General features: G+C 71.8%; 26 protein-coding genes and 1 pseudogene. 17 read left to right on the forward strand and 10 right to left on the reverse strand.

Annotated features, from left to right (window positions below; genetic code table 11):
- The first annotated feature begins 22 nt into the window (after positions 1-22).
- Positions 23-664 (forward strand): hypothetical protein, encoded by a 642-nt coding sequence (locus tag Aiant_RS39640; RefSeq protein WP_189329793.1) that lies wholly within the window; start codon positions 23-25, stop codon positions 662-664.
- 9 nt (positions 665-673) lie between these two features.
- Here the strand turns inward: Aiant_RS39640 and Aiant_RS39645 are convergent, their stop codons facing one another.
- Both Aiant_RS39645 and Aiant_RS39650 read right to left on the reverse strand, forming a co-directional pair.
- Positions 674-1,039: a nuclear transport factor 2 family protein gene (locus Aiant_RS39645; RefSeq protein ID WP_189329794.1), complete on the reverse strand. Its 366-nt coding sequence runs from the start codon at positions 1,037-1,039 to the stop codon at positions 674-676.
- Complete coding sequence (locus Aiant_RS39650) at positions 1,036-1,530, reverse strand: MarR family winged helix-turn-helix transcriptional regulator (RefSeq protein ID WP_189329795.1); 495 nt, start codon at positions 1,528-1,530, stop codon at positions 1,036-1,038. The genes Aiant_RS39645 and Aiant_RS39650 overlap by 4 nt, the downstream gene beginning before the upstream one ends.
- An 87-nt stretch (positions 1,531-1,617) precedes the next feature.
- On the opposite strand from Aiant_RS39650, the gene Aiant_RS39655 reads away from it, so the two are divergent.
- Positions 1,618-2,640 carry a hypothetical protein gene (locus Aiant_RS39655; RefSeq protein WP_189329796.1) on the forward strand — a complete coding sequence of 341 codons (1,023 nt, stop codon included), beginning with the start codon at positions 1,618-1,620 and terminating at the stop codon, positions 2,638-2,640.
- 16 nt (positions 2,641-2,656) lie between these two features.
- The gene (locus Aiant_RS39660; protein ID WP_189329797.1) at positions 2,657-3,745 is read left to right on the forward strand and encodes an enolase C-terminal domain-like protein; all 1,089 of its coding nucleotides are present in this window, start codon (positions 2,657-2,659) and stop codon (positions 3,743-3,745) included.
- Here Aiant_RS39660 and Aiant_RS39665 read toward each other — a convergent pair.
- Positions 3,738-4,349 carry an HIT family protein gene (locus tag Aiant_RS39665; protein ID WP_189329798.1) on the reverse strand — a complete coding sequence of 204 codons (612 nt, stop codon included), beginning with the start codon at positions 4,347-4,349 and terminating at the stop codon, positions 3,738-3,740. The genes Aiant_RS39660 and Aiant_RS39665 overlap by 8 nt on opposite strands.
- Positions 4,350-4,402: 53 nt before the next feature.
- On the opposite strand from Aiant_RS39665, the gene Aiant_RS39670 reads away from it, so the two are divergent.
- Complete coding sequence (locus Aiant_RS39670; RefSeq protein WP_189329799.1) at positions 4,403-5,218, forward strand: GNAT family N-acetyltransferase; 816 nt, start codon at positions 4,403-4,405, stop codon at positions 5,216-5,218.
- On the opposite strand, the gene Aiant_RS39675 is transcribed toward Aiant_RS39670, so the two are convergent.
- Positions 5,212-6,198, reverse strand: a complete 987-nt coding sequence (locus Aiant_RS39675; protein ID WP_189329800.1) for a hypothetical protein — start codon at positions 6,196-6,198, stop codon at positions 5,212-5,214. The genes Aiant_RS39670 and Aiant_RS39675 overlap by 7 nt on opposite strands.
- Before the next feature lie 78 nt (positions 6,199-6,276).
- Here Aiant_RS39675 and Aiant_RS39680 point away from each other — a divergent pair.
- A pseudogene (locus Aiant_RS39680) lies at positions 6,277-6,702 on the forward strand (DUF2625 family protein); the annotation flags it as partial.
- 256 nt (positions 6,703-6,958) lie between these two features.
- Positions 6,959-7,129 carry a hypothetical protein gene (locus Aiant_RS39685; protein ID WP_189329801.1) on the forward strand — a complete coding sequence of 57 codons (171 nt, stop codon included), beginning with the start codon at positions 6,959-6,961 and terminating at the stop codon, positions 7,127-7,129.
- Between the two features lie 26 nt (positions 7,130-7,155).
- Here the strand turns inward: Aiant_RS39685 and bla are convergent, their stop codons facing one another.
- Together bla and Aiant_RS39695 are read right to left on the reverse strand one after the other, a co-directional pair.
- Entirely contained in the window at positions 7,156-8,058 is a 903-nt protein-coding gene (bla, locus tag Aiant_RS39690; RefSeq protein WP_189329802.1) for a class A beta-lactamase, read from the reverse strand.
- Positions 8,059-8,174: 116 nt separating this feature from the next.
- Complete coding sequence (locus Aiant_RS39695; protein ID WP_189329803.1) at positions 8,175-8,342, reverse strand: hypothetical protein; 168 nt, start codon at positions 8,340-8,342, stop codon at positions 8,175-8,177.
- A 163-nt stretch (positions 8,343-8,505) separates the two neighbouring features.
- Here Aiant_RS39695 and Aiant_RS39700 point away from each other — a divergent pair, with 163 nt between their 5' ends.
- From Aiant_RS39700 to Aiant_RS39720, 5 genes are read left to right on the forward strand one after another with little or no spacing between them, the layout of a single operon-like run.
- Positions 8,506-9,336 (forward strand): helix-turn-helix domain-containing protein, encoded by an 831-nt coding sequence (locus Aiant_RS39700; RefSeq protein ID WP_189329804.1) that lies wholly within the window; start codon positions 8,506-8,508, stop codon positions 9,334-9,336.
- Positions 9,337-9,346: 10 nt separating this feature from the next.
- Complete coding sequence (locus tag Aiant_RS39705; RefSeq protein WP_212846699.1) at positions 9,347-10,582, forward strand: FAD-binding oxidoreductase; 1,236 nt, start codon at positions 9,347-9,349, stop codon at positions 10,580-10,582.
- Between the two features lie 11 nt (positions 10,583-10,593).
- Positions 10,594-10,839 (forward strand): dihydrofolate reductase family protein, encoded by a 246-nt coding sequence (locus Aiant_RS39710; protein ID WP_245006636.1) that lies wholly within the window; start codon positions 10,594-10,596, stop codon positions 10,837-10,839.
- A gap of 33 nt (positions 10,840-10,872) precedes the next feature.
- Positions 10,873-11,238, forward strand: a complete 366-nt coding sequence (locus tag Aiant_RS39715; RefSeq protein ID WP_189329806.1) for a TIGR03618 family F420-dependent PPOX class oxidoreductase — start codon at positions 10,873-10,875, stop codon at positions 11,236-11,238.
- Between the two features lie 47 nt (positions 11,239-11,285).
- Positions 11,286-12,059, forward strand: a complete 774-nt coding sequence (locus Aiant_RS39720) for a phosphotransferase (RefSeq protein WP_189329807.1) — start codon at positions 11,286-11,288, stop codon at positions 12,057-12,059.
- A 2-nt stretch (positions 12,060-12,061) separates the two neighbouring features.
- Here the strand turns inward: Aiant_RS39720 and Aiant_RS39725 are convergent, their stop codons facing one another.
- Positions 12,062-13,954: a hybrid sensor histidine kinase/response regulator gene (locus Aiant_RS39725; RefSeq protein WP_189329808.1), complete on the reverse strand. Its 1,893-nt coding sequence runs from the start codon at positions 13,952-13,954 to the stop codon at positions 12,062-12,064.
- A gap of 65 nt (positions 13,955-14,019) precedes the next feature.
- Positions 14,020-15,333: a hypothetical protein gene (locus tag Aiant_RS39730; RefSeq protein ID WP_189329809.1), complete on the reverse strand. Its 1,314-nt coding sequence runs from the start codon at positions 15,331-15,333 to the stop codon at positions 14,020-14,022.
- 173 nt (positions 15,334-15,506) lie between these two features.
- On the opposite strand from Aiant_RS39730, the gene Aiant_RS39735 reads away from it, so the two are divergent.
- The 3 genes from Aiant_RS39735 to Aiant_RS39745 are packed head-to-tail and all read left to right on the forward strand — an operon-like array spanning position 15,507 to position 17,616.
- Positions 15,507-16,328 (forward strand): MOSC domain-containing protein, encoded by an 822-nt coding sequence (locus Aiant_RS39735; RefSeq protein WP_189329810.1) that lies wholly within the window; start codon positions 15,507-15,509, stop codon positions 16,326-16,328.
- Between the two features lie 59 nt (positions 16,329-16,387).
- A complete protein-coding gene (locus Aiant_RS39740; RefSeq protein WP_189329811.1) occupies positions 16,388-16,741 on the forward strand; it encodes a PadR family transcriptional regulator in 354 nt (117 codons plus the stop codon).
- A complete protein-coding gene (locus Aiant_RS39745; RefSeq protein WP_189329812.1) occupies positions 16,738-17,616 on the forward strand; it encodes a hypothetical protein in 879 nt (292 codons plus the stop codon). Before Aiant_RS39740 ends, Aiant_RS39745 begins: the two co-directional genes overlap by 4 nt.
- A 43-nt stretch (positions 17,617-17,659) precedes the next feature.
- On the opposite strand, the gene Aiant_RS39750 is transcribed toward Aiant_RS39745, so the two are convergent.
- Entirely contained in the window at positions 17,660-18,889 is a 1,230-nt protein-coding gene (locus Aiant_RS39750; protein ID WP_189329813.1) for a YncE family protein, read from the reverse strand.
- A 134-nt stretch (positions 18,890-19,023) separates the two neighbouring features.
- Between Aiant_RS39750 and Aiant_RS39755 the strand changes: the two genes are divergently transcribed.
- Genes Aiant_RS39755 through Aiant_RS39765 form a run of 3 tightly spaced genes read left to right on the forward strand, consistent with a single transcriptional unit; the run spans position 19,024 to position 21,629 of the window.
- Entirely contained in the window at positions 19,024-19,914 is an 891-nt protein-coding gene (locus tag Aiant_RS39755; RefSeq protein WP_189329814.1) for an ADP-ribosylglycohydrolase family protein, read from the forward strand.
- Positions 19,915-19,966: 52 nt separating this feature from the next.
- A complete protein-coding gene (locus Aiant_RS39760) occupies positions 19,967-20,428 on the forward strand; it encodes a nuclear transport factor 2 family protein (protein ID WP_189329815.1) in 462 nt (153 codons plus the stop codon).
- A gap of 49 nt (positions 20,429-20,477) precedes the next feature.
- Positions 20,478-21,629 carry an MFS transporter gene (locus Aiant_RS39765; protein ID WP_189329816.1) on the forward strand — a complete coding sequence of 384 codons (1,152 nt, stop codon included), beginning with the start codon at positions 20,478-20,480 and terminating at the stop codon, positions 21,627-21,629.
- On the opposite strand, the gene Aiant_RS39770 is transcribed toward Aiant_RS39765, so the two are convergent.
- On the reverse strand, positions 21,613-22,182 hold the full coding sequence (locus Aiant_RS39770; RefSeq protein ID WP_189329817.1) for a TetR/AcrR family transcriptional regulator: 570 nt from the start codon (positions 22,180-22,182) through the stop codon (positions 21,613-21,615). The two genes, Aiant_RS39765 and Aiant_RS39770, sit on opposite strands and share 17 nt — an antisense overlap.
- Between the last annotated feature and the right edge of the window lie 21 nt (positions 22,183-22,203).

Raw genomic sequence — 22,203 nt, forward strand, 5'->3', positions numbered from 1 at the left:
GTTTACGCTATAGCATGGACCGGTGCGCATGCCGGGAAAACCGAGCCCGTTACCGCCCTGGCAGGGCACCGAGCAGCGGCTGACCTCGACCCTGGCGGCACTCGGCATCCCGCCGGACGGGGTGTCCCCGCTGCCGCCGGGGCGGCTGCTCGTCGGCACGCTCGGTGATCCGCCCGGCATGGTGCGGGTACGCCGCGGCGTTCAGATCCTCGTCGCGCCACCCGGCGTCGACCTGCTCGCGGCGACCGCCGCCTTCTGGCAGAGCGGTGGCTGCGAGATCGTGCAGCAGGACGTTCCCGGCCGGGGCCGTCTCCTGGCGGCCACCGATCCGGACGGTTACGGGCTGGTGCTGACCCTCGGCGACGGTGACGCTCCCACCACCCTGGTGGTGGCCGGGCCCCCGATGCGGCGCTCGGACAACAGCCTGATCTTCGGTGTCCTCGCCGGCGTGATTCTCGGACCGCTGGCCAGCTGTGTCTCCTTCACGCAGGCCCAGGGCAGCTCCCGGCACGCGATCCTGGTGTACGCCTGGCTCCCGGTGCTGCTGGCCGTCAGTGGCCTGCTGGTGGCGTGGCCGAAGAGCCGGCGGTTCGGCGTCGGGCTGCTGATCGGCGGCGCCGTGACCGGTCTCGTCCTCTCCGGGATCTGCTTCTCCGCTCTCTAACGCTCGTCTCTAACGCTCGGCCGCCGCCATGACCGCATGCCAGCGGGTGGCATCGAAGATCAAGGTGATCGCGGTGATCCGGCCGTCCCGGAGCCGGAAGTGCTCGGCGGTGCGCTGCGTGCCGACCGGCAGGGCGGTGTGCACGTCGTAGACGAGGGTGGCCTCGGACTCGCCGTACAGCTCGCTGATCATGTCGACGCCGGTGACCACCTGGAGGAACATCGGGAGCCCGGCCAGGTGGCCGGTGCGGTCACCGGAGCTGATCAGCGGACTCCGGAAGGTGAACGTATCGGCGAGCTCGGCCGCGGCGGCGGGGATGTCGCCGGCGAACCGCGCCCGGTGGTACGCCTGGACGGTCTCGCGGGTGCTGGTCATCGGGGTTGCTCCTGAAGGTAGTGGGACAGTCGGCGCTGGTTCTCCACCAGGCGCAGGCACAGGTGCCGCAGCTGGGCGGTCTCGTCGGCGGTGAACCCGTGGAAGTAGGCGGCCATCGCGGCCTGGGTGGGCCGGCGGAACTCGTCGAGCCACGCCAGCCCCGCGTCGGTGATCCGGACCCGGACCGCCCGCCGGTCGAGCGGGTCCGGAGTCCGTGCGGCGAGCCCGGCGCGTTCCAGCGTGTCCACCAGGCCGGTCACGTTCCTGCTGGTCACGTCGGCGATGCGGGCCAGGTCCTTGACGCTCAGCCCGTCCTCGGCGCCGTTCAGGCTGATCAGGATGTCGAGGGCGCCGGGGCTGAGCCCGCGGTTGCCGGTGGCCCGCGCCTGCAGTTTCTCCAGGCCCCGGGCGGCGGCGCGCAGCGCGGCGGCCGCCTCCAACTGCCCGGTGTCGTCACCGCGCAGGAACCGGGCGAGCAGTGTCTGGTCCATAGTGGGCGCCACTTTAGTACGTACTTCTTAATTGCGCCATCAACTTGTCGCGGCCGGTAGACTGCCCTCGGCTTCAAGGAGGCCGGCATGGTGGACTCCCCGGAGAAGACCCCTCGCGACGTCGTGATCTTCGGCGCGATCATCTCGGTGCTCAGCGTGAGCCTCGCGATCGTGCACCTGATCTGGCCGGACCTGCGGATCGACGCGGTGACCCTCGCGCTGCTCGTCGTCGCGGTCGTCCCGTGGCTCGGCCGGATCTTCGCCCGGGTCGAGCTGCCCGGCGGCTGGAAGCTGGAGTACCGGGAGTTCAAGCGCAGCGTGGAGCGCGAACTGACCGAGAAACAGCAGCAGGTGCGCGAGCTCAGCCAGCGGATCGACCGGGTCGAGCAGTTCGTCGTCACCGGCGACACGAACGCGGACCGGGAGGGCCGGCTGCGCAGCGCCCTCGACGCGTTCCAGCAATACCTCGCCGGGCTGGGGTATCGGGGCGAGGCGCCGTTGCCGCGCATCCACATCGGACCGCTGGACGATCCGGAGATCCGGGGTGTCTACAGCGACGACAACGCGTTCTTCCACGGCAGCCGGAACCTGATCGTCGTCGGGCGCTCCCTCGCCGACGACCCGGCGGTGCTGCTGCGCGAGTACAGCCACCACATCCTGCACGAGCTCGCCCCCGGCACGGTCGAGGACTGGACCGGCGGCGGCCTCTGGGACGCGGCGTCGATCCACTCCGCGCTGGCGGACTATTTTCCGTGCAGCTTCCAGGACGATCCGTGTTTCGCCCGTGCCTCGGCCGCGGTGTGGCGCAGCCTCGGCGTGCTCGGGCCGGGGGACCGGTGCCTGCGCGACCTGAGCCGTGTGGTCCAGGCCTCGTCGGTCACCGGTGACCGGCAGAACCCGCAGCAGGCCGGCTGGGTCTGGGCCTCCGCGTTCTGGGAGATCCGCGGGCACGTGGGAGCGGCCACGCTGGACCCCGCCCTGCTCGACGCCTGGCGCCACTACCCGGTCACAGCGACCCCGCAGGCCGCCGCGGCCACCCTGCTCGACCGGCTCGGCGCGGACTTCCCGCCGGCCACGCACGCCTTCGCCAGCCGCGGACTCGCCGTCTGAGTGCCACAATGCTTCGATGGATCTTCCGTCGAAGGGCTCCACGATCGCGTCGATCAGCGCCCGGGCGGTGAACCTCGCGCTGGAGCGGCCGGTGGAGACCGCCGGCGGCATCATGGTCACCACCCCGCTGGTCCTGATCGACATCCGGACCAGCGACGGGGTCGTCGGACGCTCCTACATCCGCTGCTACACAGCCGTGGCGCTGGATCCGCTGACCCGCCTGGTGGAGGCCGTCGGCGAGGCGCTGACCGGCGGCACGGCCGCGCCCCTGCCCGTCCAGCAGCGCATGCAGCAGATGTTCCGGCTGGCCGGCCCGCAGGGTCTGACCGGCATGGCGATGGCCGGCATCGACATGGCCCTGTGGGACGCGCTCGCGGTCGCCGCCGGGCTGCCGCTGGTGACCCTGCTCGGCGGGGAGCCGGGGCCGGTCGACGCGTACGCGTCCCTGCGGGTGATGAACGCCCGCGCCGCCGCGGCCGAGGCGGAGCAGTTGCTGGGCGAGGGGTTCACCGCGTTCAAGGTCAAGGTCGGCGGCAAGCCGCTGGCCGGGGACCTGGAGGTGATCCGCACCCTGCGCGCGGTCGTCGGCCCGGACGCCCGGCTCATGGTCGACTACAACCAGAGCCTGACGGTCAGCGAGGCGATCGAGCGGGTCCGGGCGCTCGACCACGAGAACCTGTACTGGATCGAGGAGCCCACCCGGGCCGAGGACTTCGCCGGGCACGCCCGGATCGCCGAGGCGGCCGTCACCCCGATCCAGCTGGGGGAGAACTGGTGGGGAGCGCGGGACCTGGCGAAAAGCATCGCGGTCCGGGCGTCCGACCACGTCATGCTCGACGTCATGAAGATCGGCGGCGTCACCGGCTGGCTGCGGGCCATGGCGCTGGCCGACGCCGCGAGCCTGCCCGCCTCCAGCCACACGTTCCCCGAGGTCAGCTCCCACCTGCTGGCGGTCACCCCGGGCGCGGTCTACCTGGAGTACCTGGATCACGCCCGGCCGGTGCTGGCCGAGCCGGTCCAGGTCCGGGACGGCCGGGTGCTGATCTCCGACCGGCCCGGTAGCGGCGTCGCGTGGGACGAGGCCGCGATCCGGCGCCTCAGCTGATCGGGCTCCGGGAGCCGCCGGACGAGGCGATCAGCGCGTCGGCGACCAGCGCGGCATCCTGGTCGGCCAGGTCCGCCGGATACTCCGGCAGCAGGTCGTCCCAGACCGGCAGGAACGATCCGAGCAGCTGCGCCTGGCCCTCCGGGCGAGCGAAGAACCACAGGTGCGTGTGGACGGCGCCGTCGCCGAAGCGGTACATGTGGGCGCGCGCGATGTGCGGCACCGCCTGGAGATGCCGGACGATGCGGGTGCTCAGCAGGCCCATCTCCGCGGCCATCTCGTCGGGCAGCTCGGCCAGGTCGTAGTGATCGCGCGGGTAGAGCATCAGGATCAGCGGCACGCCGCGGCCGGTGACCCGGCCCAGCCGCCACCGCTCGTTGAACCAGACGCCCTTGTCCCGGTCACGGCAGATGTCACACTCCGCCGGGTCCTCACCATGCCGCGGCTTCTCCGGCACGACCGGCGGCCGCAGCGGGGTGACCCGCAGTCCCTCCTGCTCGAACGGGCTGATCTCCCAGCCGGTCATGTCGGGCACCGGCAGCCGGTGGTCGCTGTCCGCGGCGGCGAGCGCGTGCTGATAGAACTCGTCCGGGGTCATCGCCATGGGCGCAGCGTAGTAGGCCGGAAATCGGTTGACGCAGGTGATGGGGTGGCAACGTGATCAAACTCAGTACCGCGCTGTCCCCGGCAGACCTCGAGGCCATCGCCGAGCTGGAGCGCCGGGTCGTCGCGGCCGACGGCGGCCGTCTGAAGCTCGAGTGGGACGCGCTCCGCGGCCGCAGCGGACCGGACGTCGAAGACGTGCTGTGGTGGGAGGGCGAGCGGCTGCTCGGCTTCCTCGGCATCTACTCGCACGGCGCCCCCAGCCTCGAACTGGCCGGCATGGTGGACCCCGAGGCCCGGCGGCGGGGGATCGGCACCGCGCTGCTGGACGCCGCGCTGCGGGTCTGTCAGGCCCGCGAGCACTCCGAGGTGCTGCTGGTCGTGCCCCGCTCCTCGGCCGGGGGACCGGTCCTGGCGCAGCGGCGCGGCGGCAAGCTCGACCACTCCGAGCACGCCCTGCGGATGGTCGGCGAGCCCACCGCGGTGCCGGCCGATCCCCGGGTCACGGTCCGCGCCGCCACGCCCGACGACCAGGAGACGGTCCGCGACATCCTGCGGTCGGCGTTCGGCTGGGCGCCGCCGACGGCCGGCGCCGACCCCAACACCCTTCTCATCGAACGCGATGGGCACCCGATCGGCACCGTCCGGCTGAGCCTCGAACCGGACGGCGCCGGCATCTACGGCTTCGCGGTCCACCCCGACCAGCAGGGACGTGGCGTCGGACGGGACGTGCTGCACCGGCTGTGCCGCCAGGCCGGCACCGACGTGCACCTGGAGGTGGCGACCGACAACGATCGCGCCCTGCACCTCTACACCTCGCTCGGCTTCCAGCCGGTGATCACCGAGGACTACTACGCGCTGCCCTACTGACGGGCCCATTTCGACACGGCTTCGAAGCCCTCGGCCTGGCGCATCCAGAAGTATCCGTACGCCGCGGTGCTGCCCAGGTAGGAGCCGATGTGGGCGAGCAGCGTCCGGGTGCCCGCGCGGTCCTGGCCGGACAGGTGGTTGGCCAGCGCCAGCCAGTGCCGCAGGGTCACCCCGCGGGCGATCAGCCGGGGCTCGCCGGCCGCCCGCCACTTGCCCGCGCACCAGGCGATCTCCTGGATCACCTCGGGGCGGTGGAAGTACTCCATCTTCGCGGCGAGTGACTCGGCGCGGGTCTCGAAGCCGAACTCGCGCAACGCGTACTCGAAATGGGCCAGCAGCGGCAGCATGCAGACCGACGCGCCGGCCGGCGCGGCAGCGGCCGGGCCGCGGGCCGCGGCGAACATCTGCTCGTGCGAGCCGTACCACTTCTGGCACAGGAAGCTCACCGCCATCAGGTGCGCCTCGAAGTGGAACGGATCGCGGGCGACCGCCCCGTCCAGGGCGATCCGGAAGTCGTCGTGGCGCTGATGCCCGTCGGCGAACATCGCGTCGATCCGGGTCACCCACGGGTACGGGTCGTCCGGGTTCAGTTCGACCGCCCGCTGCGCGGCCGCCGCGGCGAGGGCGGAGAGCCGGTGGAACTCCTGGAACTGCTCCGCGCTGGTGTGGCGCGCCGACGCCGCGCCCCGCGCCGCCCCGGCCAGCTCGGTCAGACCCTCGGCACGCAGGATGGCGACGGTCGGGTCGCCCGGAATCGCCGCCTCCCAGGCGTCCACCCAGTGCGGGGCGTGCCCGGCGGCGATGCCCAGCACCGCGAGCCGCCGGCTGCGCAGCTCCCAGTCCCGGCCCGTGGTCTGGAGCAGGTACAGGGCCGCGGTCCAGTCGCCGGCCGTCGCCCGGTCGCGCGCACTGCGCAGTTGGAGGTCGGCCTGCGCATGGTCGTAGTCCGGGGTGAACGGCTTACGGAAGCGCTCGAACATCGGAAGATCATAAAGGCGCCGCCGATGTGCCAGTCTGACCTCGTGGATGAGTCGGCATGGGCAGAGATCTCCGAAGCGATGGCGGCCGCGCCGTACCCGGTGCGGGCCCTGACGGCCGCGCCGGACCGGGCGACCGGCGTCTTGACGGAATTGGGGGTGTCCACCCGGTCGTGGCTGGGCGCGGTCGTGGCCAACACGGGCGGGCTCCTGGTCGACCATGGCTGGCTTCGCGTCCTGGGCTGCGGACATGGCAGCCAGCCGGACGTCCTCACGGAACTGAACGCGAGCGGTGTCCTGACCATCGGCTACGACGTCGCAGGCGGCCAATTCATCTGGATGGCGGCTGAATCCGGCTCGCGGCCGACCGTGCACTACTTCGGTCCCGACGACCTGGGCTGGCAGGATCTGGAGCAGGGATACGCCGAGTGGCTGAACGCGGTCCTGCGTGGCTCACTGACCCGCTTCTACGACACGCTCCGCTGGCCGGGCTGGGAAGCCGACGTAGCCGGCCTCGCGCTCGACCAGGGCTTCAGCATGTGGCCGCCGCCCTTCACCAGGGAGGGGAAGACCCCGCCACGGTGTCCCGCAAAGCGATCCCGCTGGCCGAGCTGGTCTCCTTCTACCAGGACGCCGCCCGCCAGCTCGGTGGAGGCTGAGGCCTGTTCGACTTCCGGGGCTCTGGCGCTGCGTGCGGCCGCCTGCGCTGGTCAGCCGCCGGGTCGCGGGTTAGGAAAGTCGCCGGCGGGGCAGGAGAGCCGGCATGGTGCAACCAGGACCCGACCCGGACAACTACCCGCCGATCGACCCGACGGAGCCCGTCCCCAGCGATCCGGGCGAACTCGCGCCGGACACCCCGGAGACCCTGCCACCCGCCCCGGTGGAGCCGATGCCCGGCCCGGACGATCCGGGGAACGTCCCGGTACCCGCCTGACGGGCCCGGACAGGCATCGGAGACCGTCACCGGCGACCGAGGGCTTCGGCGAGGGCGGCAGCGATCGTGGCGATCAGGGTGTTGTCCGGACTGGCATCGGCAGAGTGACGGTTCGTGTAGATCGTGAGAACCAGCGGCGCGCCCGTCGGCGGCTCCACCAGGGCGATGTCGTTGGCCGCCGCATAGGTGCTGCCCGTGCCGGTCTTGTCGGCGACCACCCAGTCGGTGGGCAGGCCGGCGCGGATGCGGGTCGCGCCCGTCGTGTTGGCACGCATCCAGCTGACCAGCCGACCCCGGTCCTCGGGGTGCAGGGCGCGGCCCACGGTCAACGCCCGCAGGTTCCGGGCCATTGCGGCCGGCGTGGTCGTGTCCCGGGGATCGTCCGGGGCCCAGAGGTTGAGGCCGGGCTCGCGGCGGTCGAGGCGGCTCACCGAGTCGCCGAGGCCGCGGGCGTATCGGGTGACCTCGCCCGGGCCACCGAGCTGGTCGAGGATGAGGTTCGCCGCCGTGTTGTCGCTGTGGTCGAGGGCGGCCGCGCAGAGTTCGGCGACGGTCATGCCGTCGTCGACGTGCTGCCGCGTGATCGGGGAGTTCGCCACCAGGTCGGCCGCGGTGTATCGGATGCGCCGGTCGAGCAGCCCGGGGTCGTAGCTGCGCGAGCGCCGCAGCACGTCGGAGACGGCGAGCACCTTGAACGTTGAGCAGAACGGGAAGCGTTCGCCGACGCGGTGGCCGACCGTGCGGCCCGAGCCGATGTCGATGGCGAAGGCGCCGATCCGGGCACCGTGTTCGGACTCCAGGGCGCTCAGGTCGAGGGCGCAGGCCTGGCCGGGGTTCGAGGCCGCGGCTGCGGCGCCGGGCAGGATCAGTGAGGCGGCGGCCGAGGCACTGCCGAGGAGGACTGCTCGGCGGGTCATCTGTTCGCGCATGCTGATGACCTTCCCCAGAAGGCCGTCAAAAGCACGTAAAGACCGAAATCACTATCGACGGTGAGCGGTAGCCCGACGACACCGGCGCCCGCGGGTTGCGGGCGCCGGTGAGCGGTTCAGTACTGGGTGGCGGGGTGCCCGCGTACCGCAGAGGCTTTGCGGGCCCTGCGGGCCAGACGCGTGAGGCGGGCGCTGGTGAGAAGGCGCTCCTGGTCCGCTTCCGCGATGAGGTCGCGGCGGCGGTCGTTCGCCAGGGCCAGCGTCATCTCCGGGTGCATCAACATCTCGGTCTCCTCGGTCGTTCGTTTCGATGTGTCAATCATCGATCGGCAGACCCGCTGTCACATCCGGAGCTCCTACCTATCTTCCCAGCTCAGGACGGTTTAGGTACGGCACGCGGCACGTCTAGGTATGCCTACGGACGCCTCCGGTGCCAGGATGACCGGGATGGACTCCTACGTTGAGCGTCCGCCGGTGCCCGCGCTGGCCGGGGTGGTGCGGACGGTCTGGATTCAGCGGACCGGGGCGACCGCGTACGTCCAACGCCACCTGCCCACCGGCGGCGTCGAGATCCACTTCCCGATCGGCGGCCGTCCCCAGCTGGTCGGCCCACTGACCGGCCCGGCGATCGAGGTCATCCCGCCGCACACCACCATCGTCGGCGTCCGGTTTCAGCCCGGCACCGCGCCACCCGTGCCGGCCGTGCTCGACGACCTCGTCGACCAGCGTCTGAGCCTCGCCGAGCTGTGGGGCCGCTCGGCGGACCGGCTCGTCGAGGCGATGGCCCGCGCCGCGACGCCGGAGCGGGCGCTCGGTGACCTGCAAGCCCACCTGCTGCGCGAGTTCCGCGGCGCGGCGCACGTGGACCCGCTGGTCCGCGCGGCCGTGCGGGCGCTGATGCCCTGGCGCCCGGTCAGCGTCGACGCCGTGGCCGATCATCTGGCGCTCTCCGCCAGCCAGTTGCGCCGCCGCTGCCTGCATGCGCTCGGGATGACCCCCAAGGTGCTCCAGCGGACCCTGCGGTTCCAGGGTTTCCTCGCCCTGGCCCAGGCCGGAGCGAAGGCCTCGGGCGCGGCCGGGCTGGCGGCCGACGTGGGCTACGCCGACCAGGCCCACCTCAGCCGCGAGTGCCTGCGCCTGACCGGTCTCACCCCGACCGCCCTGCTCGGCGGCGCTGTCGACCACTGCGCCTGCGGCCACGAGCACTCCGCCTCCTACGCGCCGTTCCTGGCCACCCGTGCGCGTTTTGTTCAAGACGGGCCCGATCGGCGCTCCTAGCGTCGAGGGCGTGCAGACGTTCACGCCCGGCTCGCCGGGTTATGACGCCGCCCGGCGTCCGGTCAACCCCACCTACCGGGACATCCGTCCCCGGCTCGTGGCGATGTGCCGCTCGGTGCCGGACGTCGTCGAAGCCCTGGTCCGCGCGACCGGCGACCGCCTCGCCATTCGTGGCGGCGGGCACTGCTTCGCGGGCCGCTCGTCGACGGACGGCGTCCTGCTCGACCTGTCCGGCCTCGACACCATCGCCGTGGCGGCCGACGGCACCGCCACGATCGGCGCCGGCGCCCGCCTGGGTCAGGTCTACGCCGTCCTGCACACCCACGGCCGCACCCTGCCGGCCGGCTGCGGCCCGACCGTCGGCATCGCCGGGCTCACCCTCGGCGGCGGCATCGGCCTGCTCGGCCGCCGATACGGCCTGACCTGTGACCGGCTGGCCGGCGCCCAGGTCGTCCTCGCCGGCGGCGCCGTCGTTGACTGCGACCAGGACCGGCACCCGGACCTGTTCTGGGCGCTGCGCGGCGCGGGCGGCGGGCAGTTCGGCGTCGTCACGGCGCTGCGTTTCGCCACCGTCCCGGAGCCGCTGACGACCCGGATCGAGGCGCGCTGGACGGATGTCCCCTTCGGCGAGCTGGTCGACGCCTGGCAGGCCTGGGCACCGGACGCCCCGGACGAGATCACCGTCAATCTCACCCTGGAGTCCCGGCACGCCACCCTGTTCGGCGCCGCCACCCTGGGCGAGGGACACACCCGCGAGCTGCTCCGGGAGTTCACCGACCGGCCGTTCGCGCTGCGGGCCGGCCTGCCCTACCACCGGCTCAAGCAGACCTTCGCCGACGAGGAACTCCCGCATGCGCAGCGGACCCGGTCGGAGTTCTTCGCGCACGGGCTGTCCGCCCCGACACGAGCGGCGCTCCTCAGCGAGTTCGGAGGCACGAGCAGGCGGCTGGCGTTCACCGCGATGGGCGGGGCCTACAACCGGATCCCCGGGGACGCCACCGCCTTCGCCCACCGCGGGGAACGCTTCCTGCTCGACCACATCGGCGACCCGGACGACCCGTGGATCGACCGGTCCTGGGCGGTCGCCCACGCCGACGGCTCGGGCCGCGTCTACCCCAACTTTCCCGACCCCGCCCTGGACGACTGGGCCACGGCGTACCACGGCGGCAACCACCGGCGGCTGGCCGCGGTCAAGCAGGCCTACGACCCCGACCGGCGCTTCGACTTCCCGCAAGCCATCCGATGAGCAGACATCCGATGGACGCCATCGCCGCGGCCCGCGAGGCCGCCGGCGACAAGGACGTCGCCCTGATGGGTGGCGGCGTGGTCACCGAGGCGCTCCGCCACGGCCTCGTCGACGAGATCGTCCTGCACCAGGTGCCGATCCTGCTCAGCGGCGGCCGCAGCTTCTTCCAGGAACTCCCGGACCACGTACGCCTGCGCGCACTGACGGTCGTCCCGGCCGCCGGCGTGACCCACCTGCACTACGAGGTGATCCGGTGATCCCGGGTCACCCCCGCTGACAAGGAGAATCCCATGCTCGATCCCGACGTGCGCCGCGTCCTCGACGGCGCCTCGATCGCCCACCTCGCCACCGTCCTGCCCGACGGCGCCCCGCACACCACCCCGGTCTACGTCGGCACCCACGGCGACCGGGTCGTCTTCTTCACCGGCCCGGGCACCCGCAAAGCCGGTAACCTGCGCCGCGACCCCCGGGTGGCGCTGTCCATCGCTCCCGCCGACAACCCGTTCCAGCCGGTGGTGGTCCGGGGCCGGGTGGTCGGCTGGGTCGAGGGCGACCCGGCCTGGGAGATCATCGACCGGCTGGTCGCCAAGTACATCGACCAGCCCTATCCCCGGGACCAGGAACGCGTGGTGGCCCTGATCGAGCCCCTCGCCTGAGCGAAATTCGTTGTCGCCACCGGGCCGGGGCCTGGTAGGCACGACGGATGAGCGAACAGACCTTGCCCGGCGGCAACGTCACCGGCGCCGTACTCAAAGATGGTGTCGTCCACAAACCTGCCTCGTCGTGGACAGCGACCGTGCACGCGGTGTTGCGGCATCTGGAAGCGGCCGGTTTCGAGGCGGCGCCGCGCGCGCTCGGTTTCGACGAGCAGGGTCGCGAGATGCTCACCTACCTGCCGGGGGAGACGATCGGCGGCCGGGAGCCGTGGCCCGCGTGGGCGACGGCCGACACCATGCTGGTCCAGGTCGGCCGGTGGCTGCGCGAGGTCCACGACCTGACCGCGGGTTTCGTCCCGCCGGCGGACGAGCGCTGGTTCATCGGTGGGGCGAAGGGTCCCGGGCAGGTCGTCGGGCACCAGGACGCGTCGCCGTTCAACGCGGTGGTGGACGGTGACCGGCTGGTCGGGTTCTGCGACTGGGACATCGCCGGTCCGTCCGCACCGGACTGGGACCTGGCGTTCTCCGCGCTGACCTGGGTGCCGCTCGCCTCGCCGCGCGACGGTTCGTCGTGGAGCGAGCGGGACCTGGCGGAGCGATCCCGCCGCCTGCGCCTGCTACTCGACGCCTACGACTACGACGGCGACCGGACGGCCTTCGGCGCCGTGGTGCCGCAGCGCGCCCGGCGGCAGGCCGGCGTGATCCGGCAGATGGCCGAGGCGGGCGACCCGGCGTCGCAGGCGCTGCTGCCCATCGCGGCGTTGCTCGAACGGTCCGCGCGCGACCTGGAGGCGCTGCCGGACGCATTCTGGAGGGGGTGACCTCAGACCCGCTCGGTGACCAGCCGGTGGACCTCGTTGAGCAGCGTCTGCGACTCGAACGGCTTCCGGATCAGCGGCGCGTCGGCCGGCATCTCCTGCCCACCCGGCGCCGGCCCGCTGGTGTAGCCGGACATGAACAGCACCGGCAGGTCCGGCCGCTCCCGCCGCAGCTCCGCGGCCAGCTGCGTCCCCGACATCCCCGGCATGATCACGTCGCTGAGCAGCACGTCGAAGGCGAGCCCGTCCTCCCGGACCATCCGCAGCGCCTCGGCCGGGTGCGGCGCCGCGAACACCTGGTACCCGGCCTTGCGGAGCAGCCGGCAGACGATGTCGCGGACCTGCTCCTCGTCCTCGACCACCAGGATCCGGCACCCGTCGCCGGCCGAGGGCGCGGCGGCCGGCGCGGGCGGGCTGACCCCGGGCGAGCCCTCCGCCCCGGCGGGCAGCCGCACCCGCAGCGTGGTGCCCCGTCCCGGCTCCGACTCCAGGCTGATCGTGCCGCCCGCGTCGGTCACCACTCCGTAGGCGGTCGCCAGCCCCAGCCCGGTCCCGCTGCCCCGCCCTTTCGTGGTGAAGAACGGCTCGAACGCCCGGGCCAGCACGTCCGGTGTCATCCCGCACCCGGTGTCGGTCACCGCGAGGCAGACCTGATCCTCCCCGTCACCGCCGTGCTCGAGACCGGTGCTGATGGTGAGCCGGCCGCCGGACGGCATCGCGGCCCGCGCGTTGAGCACCGCGTTCATCACCACCTGCTCCAGCTTGCTGCGGTCGATGACGACCGGCGGCAGTGACGGGACCAGCACCGTGCCGAGCTCGATGTCCTCGCCGAGGGTCCGCCCGAGCAGCCGCAGCATGTCCGAGGCGACCGCGTTGAGGTCGAGCAGCTCCGGCTTCGACGGCTCGGACCGGCTGAACAGCAGCAACTGGCGGGTCAGCGCCGCGCCCCGGGCGGCGGCCTGCTTGATCCCGGTGGCGTCCGGGCGGCTCGGATGCTCGTCGCCGAGCTCGTCGACCAGCATGTCGGCGTACCCGGAGATCACCGCGAGGATGTTGTTGAAGTCGTGGGCGATGCCCCCGGCGAGCTGCCCGAGGGAGTCGAGCCGCTCCGACTGGCGCAGCTGGTGCTCGAGCTGGGCGCGTTCGCGTTCGGCGGCCATCCGCTCGGTGACGTCGCGCAGGATGCCCTCGACCGCCACGAGCTCGCCGGAGTCGCCGGTGACCGTGCTGGCCCGCTGCTCGATCCAGACCGTCTCGCCGTCGCGGCGGCGCAGCCGGAAAGTGATCGTCCCGGAGCGGGAGGAGCGCCACGACTGCTCGAAGATCGGGCGGTCCTCCGGCTCGATCCGGCTCATGATCAGTCCGGGGTCGGCGTAGAAGGCCTCGGCCGGGAAGCCGGTGATCGGCTCGACGGCGCGGCTCAGGTACTCCATCGCCGGGTCCGGGCCCAGCCGATAGCGGAAGATGATGTCCTGGGCGTGCTCGGCGAGCAGCCGGAACCGTTCCTCGCTGTCGCGCAGGGCGGCCTCGGCGCGGCTGCGCTCGGTGATGTCGGTGGAGATGCCGGCCACCGCGTACGGCCGCCCCACCTGGTCGATCAGCGGGAACTTGACGGTCAGGTACGTGCGCACCCCGTCATCGCCGGGCGCCTGCTCCTCCATCTGCACCGGCACGCCGCCGGCGAGCGCCTGGAGGTCGTTCTCCCGGAACGCGTCGGCCATCTCCAGCGGGAACAGGTCGTGGTCGGTGAGCCCGACGATGTCCTCACGGCGCAGCCCGAACAGCCGCTCGTACTCCCGGTTGACCAGCAGATACCGCCCGTCGGAGTCGCGCATGTAGATGACCGCCGAGGTGTAGTCGATCAGCGCCATCAGCTGGTCGCGCCCGAGCGTGGGCATCGGGTGGCGTGTGCCGCCGCGCCCCCGTGTCCGCACCCCGCCCCCGGCTTCGTCGTCCGTCGCGCTCACCCGATTAGTTCCAGCGCCACCGGCGCGGCCGCTCCCCGTCCGGAACGTACCCCCGTCTCCGGAACGCTGTCCGGGTTTTCGCCGATCAGCACCGGGCGCAGAGCGGCGAGGGCGTGGTTCTGCCGGGCCCGGGTGATCCGCTCCAGGAACGTCTCGGTCATCCCGGTCGTGCCGGCCCGGTTCGACACCAGCTTCCGGTCGCCGATCCCGGCCTCGTCGCGCTGCCGCTGCGGTTTGAACAGGAACTTCTTGCTCAGCATCAGGTGCGCCCCGGAGACCCGGGCGTGCATGGCCAGCAGCCGGTACCAGTCGATCAGCGCCGGGTGGTGGGCGACGAGCCGGCGCAGGTCGCCCTCGTCGGACAGCCGCAGCGTGGACTCGTCCACCCCGATCTCGGCGAGCAGGCGCTGCGGCAGGGTGGGCGCGACGATCAGGTCGTCGATCTCCTCGCGCTCGCGTTCGAGCAGCGCCGGGAAGAGCCGCCGGGCCTGCTGGTCGTAACCCTCCTCGGCGATGCCGAGCAGGAAATCCCGCTTGAGCGCCTCCGGGTCCAGCGCCCCGCTGGGCGGGATGTCACCCGGCGTCCAGTGCGCGGCGAACTGCCGGAACACGTCCATGAAGACCTCGGCGGCCATGGTCTGCTCGGGCGGCAAGGCCGCGAAATCGATGAAGAGGCGGCGCAGCGCGCCCAACAGGACAGTTGCTTCCTGTACGCGATGCCGCGCGCTCTCCCCGATCAGATCGGCATGCTCGCGGGTCATCGGCTCCAGGAAACAGTTGACCGCCAGCTCGATCGCCTCGCCCTGCTTGACCAGCAGAAAGAACCGTTCCTCCCCGGCCGTGCCGGTGTAACTGCGGATCCGGCCGTCGTTGAACACCCCGGGCAGCTCGGCCACCACCTCGTCGTGCAGCCGCACCCGTACCGTGCCGACGTTCCACCGCACCAGCGACGCGTAACTGTCCCGCTCGTAGTGCCCGGTCCCGGTGTGCGCGGCCAGCGTCGCGAAGTAGGTCCGGAACGGGATGTGGTCGTCGACGACGAGCGGGTCGAAGGCACGCTCCGGGTGCTCGATGCCGCCCTCGGTGTGCTCCTGGAAATGCCGGGCCACCGAGGCGCCGACGAACCCGAGGTGCACCACGAGCCGCTGCGCCTGCGCCGGGGTCAGCTGGACGATGTCCGGCAGATGGTCCAGGACGTGCTCGTGCAGCTCGGTGATCAGCAGCTCGGGTGGCGCGTGATCTTTCAGGATGGCTTCGTTGAGGCGGGGAAGCTCGTGCAGCACCCAGTCGCCGACCTGTTCCGGAACCATCCGGAAAATCACCTCCGCGATCGTCTCCTCTGTTCCCTTCGGCGAGGTACCGGCAAATATGCGTGCGAACGGCTGTGACGGAGTCGCACCTTCCGCATGATCGGTGGTTCGGCGAGTAACGGCGAAGCACCTGATAAACCGCCACAAACCGGCGTTTGTTATCCTGTCCGGTCATGATCGTCTCGGACTTGTGGCGCTATCCGGTCAAGTCGTTGCGCGGCGAGCCGCTGCGTGAGGCCGAGGTGCGGCCGTGGGGGATCAGCGGGGACCGCCGGTGGATGGTGGTCGACCCGTCGGGCGAGAAGCTGTGGGCCGGCGAGCACCACGACATGGTCACCGTCTCCGCTGCCCGGACCGGGCAGGGTCTCCGGTTGCGTGCCGGGGGCCGTCCCGACCTGCACGTCGACGAGCCGGTCGACGGCCCGCCGGTCGAGGTGCGGTTGCGCGGGGTGGGGCACGCGGTCTCCGCGGGCGACCCGGCCGACGCGTGGCTGAGTGAGGCGCTCGGTCGGCGGGTGCGCCTGGTGTGGCTGGCCGACCCGGCCCGCCGCCCGATGTCGGAGGCACACGGCGGCCGCCCCGGCGACGTGCTGAGCTTCGCTGACGCGGCCCCGTTGCTGCTCGCCACGCTCCCGTCACTGCGGCAGCTGGACGACTGGATCGCGCAGAACGGCGGCGGCGCCCCCCTGGAGATGTCCCGCTTCCGCCCCAACCTGGTGATCGACGGCGACCTGCCCCCGTTCGCCGAGGACACCTGGAACGAGGTTCAGGCCGGCGAGGTCCGCTTCCGCTTCGCCGAACACTGCGACCGCTGCGCGGTGACGACGCTGGACCCGGCCACCGGCCGGAGCGGCAAGGAGCCCATCCGCACCTTGGCCAGACACCGCCGCTGGGACGGCCAGGTCTGGTTCGGCATCCGGGTCGTCCCGCTCAACGAGGGCACCATCACCGTCGGCGACCCGGTCCGGGCCGAGGGGACGCGGTCTTCGCGGTAGTGAGAGCCGGGCATGGCTCTGCTTGCTCTATATACACGCTACTTGTATATTCGGTCGCCATGCGATCAACCTCGCGTGTCTCCCTGCGGGAGCCGTCCTACTTCGTGCTGGCCGCGCTGCTCGACGGCCGCCTGCATGGGTACGCCGTGGTCAAGCGGGTGGAGGAGTTGTCCGCGGGCCAGGTCAAGCTCGCCGCCGGCTCGCTGTACTCGGTGATCGACCGGCTGCTCGGCGAGGGCTACGTCGTGGCGGACGGCGAGGAGATCGTCAACGGCCGGGCCCGGCGCTACTACCGGCTGACCGAGAGCGGTCATCAGGTGCTCGCCCAGGAGGCGGACCGGCTCGCACAGGCGGCTCGTGTCGTGCACGAGAGGCTGACCCAACGACCGACGTGGAGGACTTCGCCGGCATGAGTGTCGACATCCTGGAACGCCGATATCGGGCGCTGTTACGGGCCTACCCGGCCGACTACCGGCGGGAGCGCGCCGACGAGCTCCTGGAGGTGCTGGTCGCCGACGAGACCGGTGGGCGCCGCTGGCCCGAGCCGCGGCAGGCGATCGCGCTGGTCCGCGGCGGGCTGCGGGTGCGCGGCGGCAGCGCGGCGGAGCGTCCGGCCGCCGTCCTGGTGTGGCAGGGCGTGCAGCTGGCCGCCCTGGCGGTGCTGGCACTGGGTGTGCTGGTCGCCCTGGACGACATGGAGGAGGCGTTCCGGTTCGGCGGACTGGACGCGCCTTTACTCGTACTCAAAGATCTGGGTCTGAATCTGGTCCTGTCGGCGGCGGCCCTGGTGGCGCTCTGGCTGAGGCGGCAGCGGCTGGCGATCGGGCTGGCCGTGGTGGCGATCGCGGGGCAGACCGCGGTGTCGCAGTATCTGTATCTCAACGGGTTGCCGCAGTGGTGGGCGCCGGTCGTGGCGTTGCCGCTGATGATCGCGGGCCTCTGGCGGCCCGGCGACGTTCCGCGGGTGGATCGGGGTAACGCGGCGCTGGTGACGGCCGGTGTGCTGGCGCTGCACCTGGTCCCGATCGATGGTCTGCACAATGTCGATCTGATGTCGCGGGTGCTGGCGGTGGCGGCCGCGGTGGGTGCCGCCACGGTCTTCCTGTGGTTCGCCACGGCCGACCAGCGGCTGCTCATCGCGGCGGCGCCGACGTTCGCGCTCACCACGCTGCACGAGGTCATGGTCGGATCGGAATCGATCAGCCAGACGCTGCCGTTCCTGGCGGTCGGCGTCGTCCTGGTGATCTGCGCGGTCGTCCTGACCCGCAGGCGGCAGGCGCGGGTCTGAGACCCGGTGAGGCGCGGGACGGCCGTCCCGCGCCCCGAGGTCGTCAGCCGGTCGGGCCGGTCCAGCCGGCCGGGACGTGCGCGAGCCGGACGCGTTGCGGGTGGTCGCCGACCGCGACCGAGGTGACCTTCTGCCCGGTGGCGAAATCGATCGCGGTGACCTGGTCGGCGGCGCTCTCCGAGATGACGCAGGCGCGGCCGTCGCCGCTGACCGTGGCCCAGTACGGCTTGGCCGCCGGGACCAGCGTGCCCTCCTGGAGCGTGGCCCGGTCGACGATGGTGGTGTAGTCGTCCATCGTCCCGGCGACGCACAGCTTGCTGCCGTCCGGGCTCATCGACAGGCCGTGGTGCCGGGAGTCGTTGACGTACGTGGTCCGGTCGTCGCTGGTGGCCGGGTTCTTCGGCAGCGTCTTCACCCGGGTGATCTTGTCGGTGGCGACGTCGTACTCGACGACGCCGTTGAAGAACGACACCTGGAAGTACAGCTTCGCGAAGTCGGGGGTGAACACCCCGGGCCGGACCGCGTTGGACAGGTCGCCGCGGCCGAAGGCGTCCAAGCGGGACCGCATGTCGATGGTCTTCACGGTCTGGAACGTGGTGGTGTCGACCACGGTGATGTGCCGGTCGCCCTTGGTCCAGTCCAGCAGCGGGCTGTCCAGATCGGTCTCGACGTTGCCGATCGACATGTTCCAGATGTACCGGCCGCCGTTGGTGAAGACGTTCTCGTGCGGCTTGTCGCCGGTGGCGAACGACCCGAGCTGCCTGCCGGTGGCGATGTCCAGCACGTGCACGGTGTTCGAGGTCGACGCGGAGACGGCGAGCTTGGTGCCGTCGGGTGAGACCGCCATGTGGTCGGCGCGGTAACCGGAGACCGGGAACCGCCACTTGAGCTTGCCGGTGGTCAGGTCGATCGAGACGACGTCGGCGAAGCTGGGCCGTGACGCCACCAGAGCGGTGCCGTCCGGCGTGGAGTACAGGTCGTCGACCAGCTGGTCGTGCCCCTCGCCCGGCCCGTTGCGGATGCCGAGGAAGTAGATCAGCTTGATCGGGTTGAGATAGATCTCGGTCAGGCGCTGGTTCTTGTCCGGGACCACGTTGATCCGGCCGATCTTCGCGAAGTCGCCGGAGGACGTGATGACGTCGGCCGTGCCCTCCCAGTTGTTGCCGACGAACATGACCTCCCGCAGCGCGGCGGCCGTTGCTGGTGTGCTGATCGTGGTGGCGGCCAGGACGGCCGCGGCGGCGGCGCCCAGGAAGCGGTGGGTAGCGCGCATGTGTGCATCTCCAGGGGGTGCGAGCAATTTGAAACCCGGTGGTGTTTCTATTGACGCACCTGGATGGTATGCAGCAGTGGCGCGGATCACAAGGCGCCGTTTAACCGGTTGCCCCGGGTGTGGATCATGGAGGGATGGTGAATCGGGCAGCGGCGGTGTCGGCTTTGCGGGGGCTCGCGATGGGCGACGCGTTCGGGGAGACGTGGTTCTTCCGTCCCGCCGCCGAGGTCGAGGCGGCGGTGGCCGGGCGGGAGGTCAAGGACGGCCCGTGGCCGTGGACCGACGACACCGCCATGGCGCTGTCGCTGGTGCGGATCCTGGACCGGCACGGCCGGGTCGAGCAGGATGCGCTGGCCACGGCGTTCGCGGACGCCTACGCGGCCGACCCGTACCGGTGCTACGGCGCGTCGATGCACGACGTGCTGATCGCGATCGGTCAGGGCGAGGCGTGGCCGGCGGTGACCGGGCGGCAGTTCGACGGGATGGGCTCATGGGGCAACGGCGCGGCGATGCGGGTGGCGCCGCTCGGGGCCTGGTTCGTCGACGACCTCGACCTGGTCGCGGCCGAGGCGGACCGGTCGGCGGCGGTCACCCACGCGCATCCGGAAGCGACCGCGGGCGCCGTGGCGGTGGCGATCGCGGCGGCGCTGAGCGTCCGGGGCATCGCGGGGGAGGAGCTGATCGGGGCGGTCGCCGAGTGGGTGCCGGACAGCGAGGTGGGGTCGCGGCTGCGGCGCGCCGGCCGGGTCGCCCTGACGGCCGACCCGCGGCATGTGGCCGGGATGCTCGGCTGCGGGATGCAGATCTCGGCGGTCGACACGGTTCCGTACGCGATCTGGTGCGCCGCCGCGCATCTCGACGACCTGACCGAGGCGCTGTGGGCGACCGCGCTGCCCGGCGGTGACATCGACACGACCTGCGCGATCGTGGGCGGGATCATCGCCGGCCGCACCGGGCTCGCCGGGATTCCGGCCGATTGGCGCAGCGCCTGCGAGCCGCTGCCGGCCTGGGTCGACAGCATGTGAAGTCTGCTCCGGTGCGCCTGACGTTGCGCCGGGCTGTTTCGTCGATGTCGGTATGAGTGACTTCCAGGCCATCGCTGACCGGGTGGAGATCGACGCGTTGCGCGCCGAGTTCACCGACTGCGTGATGACGCGCGACTACGATCGGGCGGCGTCGCTGTTCACCGAGGACGGCGCGCTGCGCATGCCGAACATCCCGGCCGAGTTGGTCGGCCGGGAGCAACTGCGGGCGTGGGGCCGCAAGGTGCCCGAGATCGTCGACTTCCTGCTGCAGAACAGCCACCCCGGCTATCTGCGGATCGACGGGGACGCCGCGGTCGGCCGCACGTACATGCAGGAGCTGGGCCGGGGCCGCGACGGCCGGGTGGAGCTGAACTGGGCCATCTACCACGATCGATACCAGCGCACTCTCGACGGCTGGAAGTTCACCGAGCGGGTTTACGAGGTTCGCTATCAGGATCCCACTCCGCTGACCGGCACCGCGCCGATCATCGACTATGAGAAGTACGCGCGGTAGCGGGCGTTATTCGCTGTCGCGGGAGAGCGCTTCCCGGTACGAAGACCACGTGCCCTTCCTCGCCCTGTTCGCCGCCGTCCTGCTGCTCGGCATCGCGGACTCGATGGCCCACTCGTACATCGTCCTGTTCGCCGCGGACGTGGCCGGACTGACGCCGGTCCAGATCGGGGTGTGGTCCTCGGTGTTCGCGGTCGGCGGGATCACCATCGGCTGGTGGCTGGGACGCCGCTTCGACCGCCGGCCCGCCCGGACGTACGCGATCGCCGTGATCCTGCTCGGCGCGGCCGGCTATGCCCTGCTGCCCCGGGTCTCCAGCTTCCCGGTCCTGCTGCTGATGGCCGGGACCGTGCTGGGGGCGCTGGGCGCCGCGTTCCCGCAGATGTTCGCGCTGGCGCGGGCCGTGCTCGGGGAGGGGGCCGCCGGGCAGCGATCCGCGCCGCTGCTGCGGTCGGCGTGGTCGCTGGCCTGGGCGATCGGGCCGTTGCTGGGTGCGGCGGTGCTGTCCCGGGGCGGGTACTCGTGGCTGTTGTGGACCGCCGCCGGTGTGTTCCTGCTCGCCGGGTTGACGGTGTTCGTGGTGCCGCCGCCCCGGCCGGTGGCGGCGGTGGCGCCGTCGGCGGGTGGGGCTTCGATCCTGCTCACGGTGAGTGTCACGTTGTTCTTCACGGCGATGTTCGCCGGGGGACTGGCGTTGCCGCTGTTCGTGACGCGGGAGCTGCACCAGCGGGCGGCCACCATCGGTGTGCTGTTCAGCGTGTGCGCGGTCGTCGAGGTGGCGGCGACGCTGGGGCTGGCGGCTCTCCCGGATCGGATCGGCCAGCGGGGGTTGATGCTTGGCGGGTTCGGCTCGATGGCGGTTTATCACGTGCTGACGGTCGTGTCGGCGGGTCTGCCGATGCTGCTGGCCGGGCAGGTGTTCCGGGGCATCGGGATCGCGATCGTGGCGGCGGCCGGGATCCGGTATTTCCAGGATCTGCTGGCGCCGGAGACCGGGCGGGCGACCACGTTGTTCGCCAACGCGACCACCGCCGGGCTGCTGGTCTCCGGGCTGTTGGCCGGGCTGGCGGTGGAGCACCTCGGTTATCGGGCGACGCTGCTGCTCTGCGCGGTGGCGGCCGGACTGGGCGGGGTCGCGTTCGCTGCGGGCAGCGGGGGACGGCGGCGCGTCGTCGCGAGGCCCGGGGTCATGAGAAACGGCTGACCAGGAAGTCGAGGCGTTCGTCCTGATGGGCCGCCGGGATGCGGCCGCTGTCGGCCAGCACGGCGATGCCGTGCAGGGCGCTCCAGATGACCTCGGCGAACAGCTCACGGCGCTCGTTGCCCGGGTCGAAGCACTCGACGAACGCGTCGAAACAGGCCTGCAGAGGCGGCAGGGTCTCCTCGCTGGCGAATTTCAGCCGGGTCGGCAGGATGAACATGGCCTGATAGAGCGCCGGGCGCCCGGTCGCGAACGCCAGGTAGGCCTGACCGACGGCGTGCAGCGCCACCGGGCCGGGGCCGCCGGCGCTCTGGCGCGCGGCGTGCAGACAGGTGGCGAGCTCGTCGAAGCCGTCCAGGGCGACCGCGGCGACGATGGCGTCCTTGTCGTGGAAGTGGCTGTAGAGGACGGGCTGGCTGTACTCCACCCGGTCGGCCAGGCGTCGCGTGGTCACCGACCCCCAGCCCTCGGTCTCGGCCAGCTCGCGTGCGGCCGTGACGATCAGCTGATGGCGGTGGGCGCGCTCGCGTTCGCGGCGCTCGCTGACAGCGGACATGACGACAGCATAGCAACGCTA

Source organism: Actinoplanes ianthinogenes, assembly GCF_018324205.1.
In the GTDB taxonomy this organism is placed as follows: Bacteria; Actinomycetota; Actinomycetes; order Mycobacteriales; family Micromonosporaceae; genus Actinoplanes; species Actinoplanes ianthinogenes.

What these genes read in the sequence shown, in the direction of transcription:
- Aiant_RS39750 (WP_189329813.1), bottom strand. Translation starts at nt 18,889, where the DNA reads ATGCGCGCTACCCACCGCTTCCTGGGCGCCGCCGCCGCGGCCGTCCTG.
- Aiant_RS39720 (WP_189329807.1), top strand. Translation starts at nt 11,286, where the DNA reads ATGAGCGAACAGACCTTGCCCGGCGGCAACGTCACCGGCGCCGTACTC.
- Aiant_RS39745 (WP_189329812.1), top strand. Translation starts at nt 16,738, where the DNA reads ATGAGTGTCGACATCCTGGAACGCCGATATCGGGCGCTGTTACGGGCC.
- Aiant_RS39675 (WP_189329800.1), bottom strand. Translation starts at nt 6,198, where the DNA reads ATGTTCGAGCGCTTCCGTAAGCCGTTCACCCCGGACTACGACCATGCG.
- Aiant_RS39730 (WP_189329809.1), bottom strand. Translation starts at nt 15,333, where the DNA reads ATGGTTCCGGAACAGGTCGGCGACTGGGTGCTGCACGAGCTTCCCCGC.
- Aiant_RS39695 (WP_189329803.1), bottom strand. Translation starts at nt 8,342, where the DNA reads ATGTTGATGCACCCGGAGATGACGCTGGCCCTGGCGAACGACCGCCGC.
- Aiant_RS39740 (WP_189329811.1), top strand. Translation starts at nt 16,388, where the DNA reads ATGCGATCAACCTCGCGTGTCTCCCTGCGGGAGCCGTCCTACTTCGTG.
- Aiant_RS39700 (WP_189329804.1), top strand. Translation starts at nt 8,506, where the DNA reads ATGGACTCCTACGTTGAGCGTCCGCCGGTGCCCGCGCTGGCCGGGGTG.
- Aiant_RS39650 (WP_189329795.1), bottom strand. Translation starts at nt 1,530, where the DNA reads ATGGACCAGACACTGCTCGCCCGGTTCCTGCGCGGTGACGACACCGGG.
- Aiant_RS39665 (WP_189329798.1), bottom strand. Translation starts at nt 4,349, where the DNA reads ATGGCGATGACCCCGGACGAGTTCTATCAGCACGCGCTCGCCGCCGCG.
- Aiant_RS39725 (WP_189329808.1), bottom strand. Translation starts at nt 13,954, where the DNA reads ATGCCCACGCTCGGGCGCGACCAGCTGATGGCGCTGATCGACTACACC.
- Aiant_RS39660 (WP_189329797.1), top strand. Translation starts at nt 2,657, where the DNA reads ATGGATCTTCCGTCGAAGGGCTCCACGATCGCGTCGATCAGCGCCCGG.
- Aiant_RS39685 (WP_189329801.1), top strand. Translation starts at nt 6,959, where the DNA reads ATGGTGCAACCAGGACCCGACCCGGACAACTACCCGCCGATCGACCCG.
- bla (WP_189329802.1), bottom strand. Translation starts at nt 8,058, where the DNA reads ATGCGCGAACAGATGACCCGCCGAGCAGTCCTCCTCGGCAGTGCCTCG.
- Aiant_RS39645 (WP_189329794.1), bottom strand. Translation starts at nt 1,039, where the DNA reads ATGACCAGCACCCGCGAGACCGTCCAGGCGTACCACCGGGCGCGGTTC.
- Aiant_RS39715 (WP_189329806.1), top strand. Translation starts at nt 10,873, where the DNA reads ATGCTCGATCCCGACGTGCGCCGCGTCCTCGACGGCGCCTCGATCGCC.
- Aiant_RS39655 (WP_189329796.1), top strand. Translation starts at nt 1,618, where the DNA reads ATGGTGGACTCCCCGGAGAAGACCCCTCGCGACGTCGTGATCTTCGGC.
- Aiant_RS39760 (WP_189329815.1), top strand. Translation starts at nt 19,967, where the DNA reads ATGAGTGACTTCCAGGCCATCGCTGACCGGGTGGAGATCGACGCGTTG.
- Aiant_RS39735 (WP_189329810.1), top strand. Translation starts at nt 15,507, where the DNA reads ATGATCGTCTCGGACTTGTGGCGCTATCCGGTCAAGTCGTTGCGCGGC.
- Aiant_RS39710 (WP_245006636.1), top strand. Translation starts at nt 10,594, where the DNA reads ATGGACGCCATCGCCGCGGCCCGCGAGGCCGCCGGCGACAAGGACGTC.
- Aiant_RS39755 (WP_189329814.1), top strand. Translation starts at nt 19,024, where the DNA reads ATGGTGAATCGGGCAGCGGCGGTGTCGGCTTTGCGGGGGCTCGCGATG.
- Aiant_RS39770 (WP_189329817.1), bottom strand. Translation starts at nt 22,182, where the DNA reads ATGTCCGCTGTCAGCGAGCGCCGCGAACGCGAGCGCGCCCACCGCCAT.